Here is a 10,026-nt window from a genome sequence, read left to right as displayed (position 1 = left end):
AAAATCAAGAGTGTCCCCGACTCCCCCAGCGAGATGCACTAGGACTCCAGAGTCTCTGAATCGAGAGTCTGTTGCTCAAACTTTAGGGTTTTGCAGTTCTCAAGCACCGTGCGAGCCACATCCTCGGGAATCCCCTCTGGGATATCAGCGTCAATCTCTAGGGTGATTCGGATCTTCGCATTGTTTAGGGAGGTTAAGTGTTGGATGACTTCATCCGCCACCTGTCCCACATCCCCCGACTCCACTCCCGAGATCGCGATCGCCCCCCGAAAAAAAAATCCAGCAACCCCTTGACATTCTCAAAACTTGGGGCTAGGCTAGTAAAGGTGTTGAGTTAAACAGCTCAGCCCAACCACGAATACGCCCCCATCGTCTAGAGGCCTAGGACACCTCCCTTTCACGGAGGCGACGGGGATTCGAATTCCCCTGGGGGTATTCTAACCAAAGACCGATCGCTCATCCAGGGCGGTCGGTCTTTGCTCATGTGAAGCCTCTGGCTCCAAGAGGACCTGATAAATCTTCACAGGCTTTTGTCGCCCCTTCAACAACACATTGCCGAGCAATTCGATCGCAAACTGTCCCTGAACATAACGATAGGTCGACTCACTAATCAAAATCCGACAGAGTCCCCCATCCACCGACTTATCAAAACTCTCCAAACGCGACGCCACATTCACACTATCGCCAATAATCGTGTAATCCTCCCGCTGAGAACTGCCCAAACTGCCCACCACCAGAGACCCCGTCGCAATTCCCACCCGCATCGAAATAATCGGCTGGCCCTTCTCTTGCCAGCGTAAATTCAACTCCTGAAGCTTCTGGCCCATATCCAGCGCACAACGCACCGCCGCGATCGCATCAGCCGCAATCTCCGTCTCCTGATTCCGTAACAACGGCACCCCAAACACCGCCATCACCGAGTCACCAATAAACTTATCAATCGCCCCCTGATGGCGTAACACCACCTCAGCCATCCCCTCCATATACTCATTAAGCCAACACATCAAAGGTTCAGCATCAATCTGTTCGGCTAAAGTACTGAAATTCTTAATATCCGTAAACAAGACCGTCGCCGTGGCCTTGCGCCCCACCAAGCGCCCCTCCTGTAAAATCTGATGTCGCTGTCGCCAAATCTCCTCCGCCACCGTTGACGTCACATGACGACCAAACAAGTGCATCATCAACTGGCGGTCTTCCCGTTCCAAATGAGCCACATAGGCCGTCGTCACGATCGCCGACCCCCCTAAGCCTAAGAGCGGCACCACCACAGGAATCCACCATCCCCCCAAAAACGCCCCATAGCCCAACATCGCCAACACACCCGCCGCCCCAATCAAACTCAGCAGAGTGACCCGACTGCGACGCAACCCCCAACACAGCATCGCCCCAGCCGACGTCCAAAGCACAATCCAGGCCGCCTCCCACCCAGACGGCCAAACCCGAATCAGCGGGCGATTGTCCAACGCCGCACTAATCATCTGACTCGTTAAATTGGCCTGAAACTCAACCCCCGTCATACGATGGGGCCGATCCCAAACTCCCCCCCATACCATCTGACTATAAGGTGTATAGAAAAAATCATTGAGACTCGGCGCCACGGGGCCAACCAAGACCACGCGATCGCGAATCTCCTCCGCACCCACCCGTCCATCGAGAACATCCGACAGGGACACCTGCTCAAACGAGCCTGGCCCACCCCGAAAATTGAGCAAAATCTGATATCCCCCCGCATCCGCCCGAACATAGCCCCCATCATTCGCCTCAAACGGATAAAACACCTGCTGTCCCAATTGCAGATACTCAGGATGAGTTTGGGCCTCTGGATCAAAACCGCGTTCCTGTTGCAAATACAGCCAAGCCAGAACAAACCCCAAACTCGGATAAGACTGGCCCCCCTCATCCGTTAAAAACAATAACGCCCGTCGTAATCGTCCATCGCCATCAACAGGAACATCATTCACCCCCACCTGGCCCTTCTCCGCCAAAACCGGCGGTGGACCAATCACCCCACCCACCTGATCCGGGACCTGCTTCTCGATCCCAATAATCTTATCTGAACGCTCAAAGACTTCTAATAGGCGATCGTGTCCGGGTTCAACCGGGATATTGCGGTAAAAATCTAAACCAATCGCCCGAGGGTTCGCCTCTTCGATCGTTTCCAAAAGCGTCGCTAACGTCTCATCCTTAATCGGTGAATCCCAACGTTCAATATCGGGTTCCGTCAAACCGACAATCAAAATGCGGTCATCTCGGGAACTCTCAGGACGCAACAGGAACAAATAATCATAAGCCGCCCATTCCAAAGGCTGAGCCAAGCCGAAGCCCCGGAAAAGGAGTAAAATGAGCGCAACACCCGGCCCAGCCATGAGAAACCCTTGCCACTCAGACCACTGTTTCTGTATTTGCTTCGGGAGATTGAGCCAAACCATCCAGGATTTCTTGAAACGCCCCCCCAATTTTATCGCGTTCAGCCGGTTAAAATGGATCGGCTAGAATCTGAGCCAATCCATCTAAATTTCTCGCCTCAACCGGCCTCATCGCCGGAGCCTGGCCCCCCGATCATTAAGAGTTTGAGAACGCAGGAGTACAACGGGTGAATATCCTAGAACTGTTTGACAAAGGCGGTATCGCAATGATTCCGCTGCTCGTGTTGTCTGTTTTGTCGATCGCCACCATTTTTGAACGCCTCTGGTTTTGGGTTCGCATCCTCCCCAAAGAGCGGGAATTGGTCAATCGCGTCTTAGAAACAGCACAACAAGATTGGGATTTAGCCGCAGAAATTGCCCGTCAGGGGCGATCGAGTCCCATCGCTCGCTTCCTCTACGCACCGCTGCAACTTCAAGAACCTGAACCCGAACTCTTCCAACTCGCCCTAGAAGCCTCCGCTGATGAAGAACTGGCCAATATGCGCCGGGGCGACAAAATCTTAGAAGGCGTCATTGCGATCGCACCCCTGTTAGGCTTACTCGGGACCGTCTTAGGCTTAATTGAATCCCTCGGTTCCATCAGCATTGGCGATCTCGGAACCACCGCCACCGAAGGCGTCACCCAAGGGATTGGCGAATCCCTCATTAGCACCGCCACCGGGCTAATTGTCGCCATTATCAGCCTTAGCTTCTATCGTCTATTTCAAGGGTTTGTCGTCAACCAAGCCAAAGTCTTTCGCAAAAGTGGTAACGCCCTAGAACTCTGCTATCGGCAATTTTGGGCTGAACGTCAACGTCAGTCTCAAGATCACCCCAACCTCTCTCAAGTCCCTGGAACTCGGCTAAAAAATTCTCCTCAGCCCAACTCAGAGAATAAGTCAGACGACAACTCAGACGATAACTCAGACAAAAATCCAGACGACAATCCAGACGACAAAACCGATCGCGAAACCCATTAACGCAGCCCAGGATCCACCGGAACGTCCCCCAACTCCAGACCGTTCAGGGTCGCCGGTTGGTGGTTAAGTGTTGTTAATTGTTGATTATTAATTGTTGTTCCCAGGCCATTTCGATGAAAATTAAACCGACTGAGATCCTTCAGGACAACGCCCATATTGAGATTCTGCCGCTGATGGATGTCATTTTTTGTATTTTGACATTTTTCATCCTTGGGGCAGTCGGATTGAGCCGTCAGCAGGCGATCGAGCAGAGTTTACCCCAAGCCTCCACCGGCGAACAACAGATGCGGGAAATGTTCCGAGTCAGCATCGATCCCATCGGTCGCATCTACGTCGATCGCGACCCCGTCACCCTCGACGAACTCCCCGCACGGCTTCTGGCCTATCAAAGCGAAAACCCTGACGGACTGGTGGTGGTTTTTGGCCATCCCATGGCTCAATATGACAATGTCTTACAAGTGCTTGACCTTTTACGGTCGATTGGCGGCGATCGCGTCTCCCTCGGCGTCAATCCCAGTCAAGAAAACCCCCTAGAGCGCAACCAACAACAAAACCCCTTCGGCGACTTCCCCATCACCCCCGAATCCGACCTATCCCCACCGAGACCGTCACCCGAGGGAGGCTTACCCGGACTCGAACCCCAGTTAGAGTTTGATAGCCCAGCCTTAGATGGGTTAGACGCAACCCCAGAAGACGCAAACCCAGAAGACGCAACCCCAGAAGACGCAACCGGGGACACCAATCCTGCCCCCAATTAACACCTCTAATCCAGTTCAGCCCCATGTTGACGATACCAGGCGATCGTTTGTTGCAGCCCCTCCCGGAAGCCCGTCTGAGCCACAAAACCAAAACGCTCCTTAGCCCGCTGAGTATCCAAACAGCGGCGGGGTTGGCCATTGGGTTTATCCGTTTCCCAAACGATCTCCCCCTCGAACTCCATCAACTCACAAATCGTTTCCACCAAATCGCGGATTGAAATCTCTTCATGAGTTCCCAAATTCACCGGATCTGGGTCATTATAATCCTGAGTCGCCATGACAATCCCGCGAGCCGCATCCGTTGAATAGAGGAACTCCCGCGTCGGCGAACCATCTCCCCAAACCGGGAGTTGAGTCTGGCCTCGTTCTTGAGCCTCATGAACCTTGCGAATCAGGGCCGGAATCACATGAGAACTACTGGGATTGAAGTTATCCTCCGGGCCATAGAGATTCACCGGCAGCAGATACACCCCATTAAACCCATATTGCTGACGATAGGCTTGTAGCTGCACTAACAGGGCTTTCTTGGCAATTCCATAGGGGGCGTTCGTTTCTTCAGGATAGCCATCCCAGAGATCATCTTCTCGGAAAGGAACCGGCGTAAATTTCGGATAAGCACAAATCGTCCCCACACAGACAAACTTCTCAACGCCCGCCTCATAGGCACTGTGAATCAGTTGCGTTCCCATCATCAAGTTGTCGTAGAACAACTCAGCCGGTTTTTCTCGATTCAGGCCAATTCCGCCCACATGAGCCGCCAAGTGGATGATGATATCCTGACCTTTGACCACCTCCTGACAATGGTCTAGCTGTCGTAAGTCGCGATCGCGCGATCGCGGCACCGAGATATTCCCCTCACTGGCCCCAGCTGCCACCAACTGAGCCATCACCTGGCGACCGAGGAATCCCGCCCCTCCCGTCACCACAATCTGCTTGTCTGCTAACGATAAACCCGCCATAACCTCTTCCTTTTAGACTCTCTTAGACTCTCAATACCATCTTTAATGCCATTTTCTCAGGGCAGGCAGAACACCCGCCCAACCTCATCGATGTTGCTAGATTGACCAGCATTTTGGGCAGCATCGCCACCTCACCCGTCCTTTAATCCACCGTATTCGTAGAATCGTGACGAATAAAGGCGCGATCGCTCGGACTCTCACCATTGGCTTGCTTCGAGGGCAACCCCAGAGCCGCTAAATCCGCTTCCACCATTAACGCCACCAACTCACCAAAATTCACCGAAGGCGTCCAGCCGAGCTTATCTCGGGCCTTAGACGAATCCCCAATCAGTAAATCCACCTCCGCCGGACGCAAATAACGAGAGTCAAACTCAACATAATCACGCCAATCGAGACCCACATAACCAAAGGACAAATCGAGAAATTCCCGAATTGAATGGGTTTCATTGGTGGCAATCACATAGTCATCCGGGGACTCTTGCTGAAGCATCAACCACATCGCTCGTACATAGTCCTTGGCATAGCCCCAATCCCGTTTTGAGTCCAAATTGCCTAAAAACAGCTTTTTCTGCATTCCGCCCACAATCCGGGCCACCGCACGAGTAATCTTGCGGGTGACAAACGTTTCACCCCGTCGCGGTGACTCATGATTAAAGAGAATGCCATTACAGGCAAACAAATCATAAGACTCACGATAGTTCACCGTTTGCCAATGGGCATACACTTTCGCACAGGAATAGGGACTGCGGGGATAGAAGGGAGTGCCTTCCTTCTGCGGCACTTCCTGAACCTTCCCGAACATTTCCGACGATCCCGCCTGATAGAAACGAACCTCGTTGCTGGTTCGTTGTTGATAGTCCCGGATCGCTTCGAGGAGCCGTAGGGTTCCCATCGCCACCGTGTCAACCGTATATTCGGGAGAGTCAAAACTCACCCGCACATGGGACTGAGCGCCCAGGTTATAGATTTCATGAGGGCGAACCTCCTCAAGAATCCGCCGTAAGGTCGTCCCATCCGTGAGATCCCCATAATGGAGAAACAACCGCGCTCCTTCACTGTGAGGGTCAACATACACATGATCAATGCGATCAGTGTTAAAAGTCGAGGTTCGACGAATAATCCCGTGAACTTCGTAGTTTTTCTCCAACAGCAGTTCAGTGAGATAGGACCCGTCTTGCCCAGTAATTCCGGTAATTAATGCTCGTTTCAATTCGGTCACAATTCTGTAATCCTCAAGTCTGTATCATTGGGAGACTCCCTCGTCTGTTGTAGCCTATCTTGTCTCAATCTGCCCCGGGTTTCGTTCGCTCACCTGACCCCTGAGACCGCCGAATGCCCAACAGCCCAGGGTTGACAGGGGCGCCGAGACCCCATCCTGAGGGAGTCGAGGCCGGGTTTACCCTCGCAAACCCCAACCGGGGAGGCTCTAGGGTGAGCGAATACCACTAGAACCCGGATGAGTCGTTATCTTAATAGGCGCCGTTGTTCTTGGGGAAAATAATCACACCAATCGTTTTGATGGCGATCCAAAAATCCATCCAAGCGTTACGGCAGTTGACATAATAGACATCAATCTTGACCCGCTTTTCGTAGGGAATATCATTGCGTCCGGACACTTGCCATAATCCCGTAATTCCCGGACGAATGGTCAACACTTTATCCATATAGCGTCCATATTTTGGCAACTCTTCGCGAATAAGCGGACGAGGACCGACGACACTCATATCTCCCCGAAGCACATTCCAAAATTGGGGAAATTCATCGAGACTGGTAAACCGCAAAAAGCGACCAATCCAGGTAATTCTGGGGTCGCTTTTGAGTTTAAAGGTTTCCTGAAACTCAGCCCGAATTTGCGGAGAGCTTTCTAGGAGTTCTTCTAAAACCTGATCTGCATTCGAGACCATCGTTCTAAATTTGATGCAACCAAAGGGTTTTCGGTCTTTCCCAATTCGTTCTTGAACATAGAAAATTGGACCGGGGGAACTCAAGAGAATCAAAGACCCCAAAATGAAGTACACCGGGGAAAATAAAATCAAAACCAGGGCAGAAAACAGAATATCAAACAGGCGTTTTCCGAACGCACCGTTGGCGTCTGCCACTGTGAACCCTTGAGGGCGCAAGTCTGCTAGACGGGGTGCAATTCCCCGTTTGGCGAGCGCCCACAGTCCTTTTGCAGAGATCAGTTGGCTATTGGCAGTCATCGTACTCCTTCCATTCACACCACACACACACACACAGTCGAGATCGTAACGCCATATCCGTCATCTGGCTTTAGTCCACCGCAAACGGATGAGCAGACAGGACATGGGTTTCATCGGGGATACCCGTTTGAAAGTCTCGACAACAGCGTTCTAAATAGGATAGATAACGCTGTTCAAAGATTGTAGGGGCAAACTGAACCGAATGCGATCGCGCCGCCTCGGGTTGAAAGCGCGATCGCCGTTCCTCAAAGGTTTTAACCGCTTCGATGAGCGCGATGTCAGTTTGCGGCTTAAACAAAATACCCGTGCCGCGACTGCCCCACTGACGACTATCCCGTACGGTTTCTAAGGCACCGCCGGCACCATAAGCAATCACGGGGGTTCCGCAAGCTTGGGCTTCCACCGGAGCAATGCCAAAATCTTCACAAGCTGCATAAACAAAAGCCTTGGCTTGGGACATATACTGTTCCACAACCTCATTGGGCTGAGATCCGAGAAATTTGATATTCCCTTGGGCCATCGCCTCGAGACGACTCGCCTCGGGACCGCTGCCAATCACCACTAGGGGATATCCCAGTTGGTTAAAGGCTCGGACGATCAAATCAATCTTTTTGTAACTGACTAATCGGGCCACGGTTAGGTAAAACTCCCCCTTCTTGGCAACAAAGGGAAATCGCTCCACCTCGACTGGGGGATAAATCACTTCCGCGCGGCGACGGTAGCAGCGCCAAATTCGACGCGCGGTATGGCCGGAATTGGCGATAAAGTAATCCACACGGTTGGCGCTGAGGACATCCCATTGACGCAGTTGATGCAATAACAGACGGGTTAACCATCCCGGTATCCCTTGCCCTAGGCGCGATTCCCGCAGGTAGTCAAAGGTTAAGTCCCAAATGTAACGCATGGGCGTATGGCAATAGCAAATATGCATCTGTTGCGGACGGGTCAGGACTCCCTTGGCCACGGCATGGGACGATGAGAGAATCAGATCGTAGTCCCCCAGATCGAGTTGTTCAATGGCTAGAGGCAAGAGCGGCAGATATTTTTGCACCCCAGCTCGCGATCGCGGCAACTGTTGCAGAAAGCTCGTGCCAATGCTACGACCATAGAGATAACTCTCGGGGTTAGACGATTCAAAATCGATTAAGGCATACAGATCGGCGTTGACATGGTTGAGGATTTCCCGCACCACCAGTTCTGAGCCGCCAGTCGCTTCCGGGGTGAGCCATTCATGAACTAGGGCCGTCTTTAAATCCGTCACATCGGGCATAATTAGCAATAGACAATACTAGACAATTGAAAATGAACAGTTTAAAACGAGCAATTTCTTGCATCGCAACAAGTTGACAGTTTAATTGCGTCCTAGTTAGTTAGACCAATCCTCAACCTAGACCGATCGCGTTCCCCAGGGGCGGCATTAACTTAACAGGGTACAGGAGCGGTATGCTAGGGGGAGACATTTTTGGGCGTGAGCGAGTGAACTCAATTCCCCTACTGGACCTAGCACAGCAATATCAAGGCTTACAACAGCAGTTAGACCAAGCCGTTCTCAGGGTCATGAACTCGGGACGCTACATCGGCGGTGCAACGGTGACCACCTTTGAACAGGAGTTTGCCGACTATCTCGGGACTGAACATTGTGTGAGTTGCAATTCGGGAACCGATGCCCTGTTTTTGGCCCTACGAGCCTTGGATATTGGCCCCGGCGATACCGTTGTTACAACTCCCTTTACCTTTATCGCCACGGTGGAGATGATTAGCGCTGTTGGCGCCACACCGGTGTTTGTGGATATCGAAGCGGAGACGTTTAACCTCGATCTCGACCAACTCGCTCGCCTCCTAGAGTCGCCCATTCAGCCAAAACCCAAGGCGATTTTGCCGGTCCATTTATTTGGCCGTCCCCTGGATATGACGACCCTGATGGCGTTAGCTGAGGCCCATGAGATTCCCGTGATCGAAGATTGCGCCCAGGCGACTGGGGCCACTTGGCAAGGACAACAAGTGGGAAGTTTTGGCATGACGGGCTGTTTTAGCTTTTTCCCCACCAAGAATTTAGGAGCCTTTGGCGATGGCGGCGCGATCGCCACCAACAACCCTCAACTGGCTCAACGACTGCGATCGCTCAAGGAACATGGCGCAACCCGTCGCTATTACCACGAAGAAATCGGCATTAACAGCCGCCTAGATGCCCTTCAGGCGGCAATCTTGTCCGTTAAACTCGGCTATTTAGACCAATGGAATCAGCAACGTCGCCAAGTGGCCCGTCGCTATCAACAGCTACTCGCACCTCTGCCGGATTTACACCTCCCCCAAGATGTCCCCGGCCATGTCTGGAATCAATACAGCCTCCGACTCGCTCCCCATCAAGACCGCGATCGCCTGCGATCGCGCCTACAAGACCAGGGAGTGGGAACAATGGTCTACTACCCAACCCCACTCCATTCTCAGCCCGTCTATCGCCATTTAGGCTACGTTGAGGGCGATTTTCCGGTCACCGAAGCCGTCTGTTCCCAAGTTCTCTCGCTACCCATGTTTCCTGAACTCCAGGCCCAGCAGCAAGAACAGGTGATGTATCGGTTGAAGGAGTGGATTGGGGAATAGGGAAGAGGCAAGAGGCATGCATGCAAGGGGCAAAAGGCAAGAGGCAAGAGGCAAGAGGCAAGAGGCAAGAGGCAAGAGGCAAGAGGCAAGAGGCAAGAGGCAAGAGGCAAGAGGGGGTAGGG

9 protein-coding genes and 1 tRNA gene are annotated in these 10,026 nt (G+C 52.5%); 4 read left to right on the top strand and 6 right to left on the bottom strand.

The window, feature by feature from the left end; genetic code table 11:
• Positions 1–38: 38 nt before the first annotated feature.
• Positions 39–245 carry a hypothetical protein gene (locus tag R6U67_RS08235; RefSeq protein WP_410252098.1) on the bottom strand — a complete coding sequence of 69 codons (207 nt, stop codon included), beginning with the start codon at positions 243–245 and terminating at the stop codon, positions 39–41.
• A gap of 117 nt (positions 246–362) precedes the next feature.
• On the opposite strand from R6U67_RS08235, the gene R6U67_RS08230 reads away from it, so the two are divergent.
• Positions 363–435 (top strand) — tRNA-Glu (locus R6U67_RS08230).
• Between the two features lie 2 nt (positions 436–437).
• Here the strand turns inward: R6U67_RS08230 and R6U67_RS08225 are convergent.
• On the bottom strand, positions 438–2,429 hold the full coding sequence (locus tag R6U67_RS08225) for a CHASE2 domain-containing protein (protein WP_410252097.1): 1,992 nt from the start codon (positions 2,427–2,429) through the stop codon (positions 438–440).
• A gap of 164 nt (positions 2,430–2,593) precedes the next feature.
• Between R6U67_RS08225 and R6U67_RS08220 the strand changes: the two genes are divergently transcribed.
• Both R6U67_RS08220 and R6U67_RS08215 read left to right on the top strand, forming a co-directional pair.
• Positions 2,594–3,385 (top strand): MotA/TolQ/ExbB proton channel family protein, encoded by a 792-nt coding sequence (locus R6U67_RS08220; protein WP_410252096.1) that lies wholly within the window; start codon positions 2,594–2,596, stop codon positions 3,383–3,385.
• Between the two features lie 113 nt (positions 3,386–3,498).
• The gene (locus R6U67_RS08215) at positions 3,499–4,143 is read left to right on the top strand and encodes an ExbD/TolR family protein (RefSeq protein ID WP_410252095.1); all 645 of its coding nucleotides are present in this window, start codon (positions 3,499–3,501) and stop codon (positions 4,141–4,143) included.
• A 5-nt stretch (positions 4,144–4,148) separates the two neighbouring features.
• On the opposite strand, the gene R6U67_RS08210 is transcribed toward R6U67_RS08215, so the two are convergent.
• The 4 genes from R6U67_RS08210 to R6U67_RS08195 form a co-directional block, all read right to left on the bottom strand.
• Positions 4,149–5,102 (bottom strand): GDP-L-fucose synthase family protein, encoded by a 954-nt coding sequence (locus R6U67_RS08210; RefSeq protein WP_410252094.1) that lies wholly within the window; start codon positions 5,100–5,102, stop codon positions 4,149–4,151.
• A gap of 142 nt (positions 5,103–5,244) precedes the next feature.
• On the bottom strand, positions 5,245–6,321 hold the full coding sequence (gene gmd / locus R6U67_RS08205) for a GDP-mannose 4,6-dehydratase (RefSeq protein ID WP_410252093.1): 1,077 nt from the start codon (positions 6,319–6,321) through the stop codon (positions 5,245–5,247).
• 250 nt (positions 6,322–6,571) lie between these two features.
• Positions 6,572–7,303 carry a sugar transferase gene (locus tag R6U67_RS08200; RefSeq protein WP_410252092.1) on the bottom strand — a complete coding sequence of 244 codons (732 nt, stop codon included), beginning with the start codon at positions 7,301–7,303 and terminating at the stop codon, positions 6,572–6,574.
• A gap of 70 nt (positions 7,304–7,373) precedes the next feature.
• Positions 7,374–8,573, bottom strand: a complete 1,200-nt coding sequence (locus R6U67_RS08195) for a glycosyltransferase (RefSeq protein ID WP_410252099.1) — start codon at positions 8,571–8,573, stop codon at positions 7,374–7,376.
• Between the two features lie 206 nt (positions 8,574–8,779).
• Between R6U67_RS08195 and R6U67_RS08190 the strand changes: the two genes are divergently transcribed.
• Entirely contained in the window at positions 8,780–9,904 is a 1,125-nt protein-coding gene (locus R6U67_RS08190; protein ID WP_410252091.1) for a DegT/DnrJ/EryC1/StrS family aminotransferase, read from the top strand.
• Positions 9,905–10,026: the final 122 nt, after the last annotated feature.

Origin of the sequence: Sodalinema sp. (genome assembly GCF_046483825.1) — a bacterium.
In the GTDB taxonomy this organism is placed as follows: Bacteria; Cyanobacteriota; Cyanobacteriia; order Cyanobacteriales; family Geitlerinemataceae; genus Sodalinema.
This window is presented reverse-complemented; position numbering and strand designations above follow the sequence as displayed.

Excerpts from the sequence above, each read along its gene's own strand:
- R6U67_RS08225 (WP_410252097.1), bottom strand. The coding sequence starts at position 2,429 with ATGGTTTGGCTCAATCTCCCGAAGCAAATACAGAAACAGTGGTCTGAG.
- R6U67_RS08215 (WP_410252095.1), top strand. The coding sequence starts at position 3,499 with ATGAAAATTAAACCGACTGAGATCCTTCAGGACAACGCCCATATTGAG.
- R6U67_RS08210 (WP_410252094.1), bottom strand. The coding sequence starts at position 5,102 with ATGGCGGGTTTATCGTTAGCAGACAAGCAGATTGTGGTGACGGGAGGG.
- R6U67_RS08200 (WP_410252092.1), bottom strand. The coding sequence starts at position 7,303 with ATGACTGCCAATAGCCAACTGATCTCTGCAAAAGGACTGTGGGCGCTC.
- R6U67_RS08195 (WP_410252099.1), bottom strand. The coding sequence starts at position 8,573 with ATGCCCGATGTGACGGATTTAAAGACGGCCCTAGTTCATGAATGGCTC.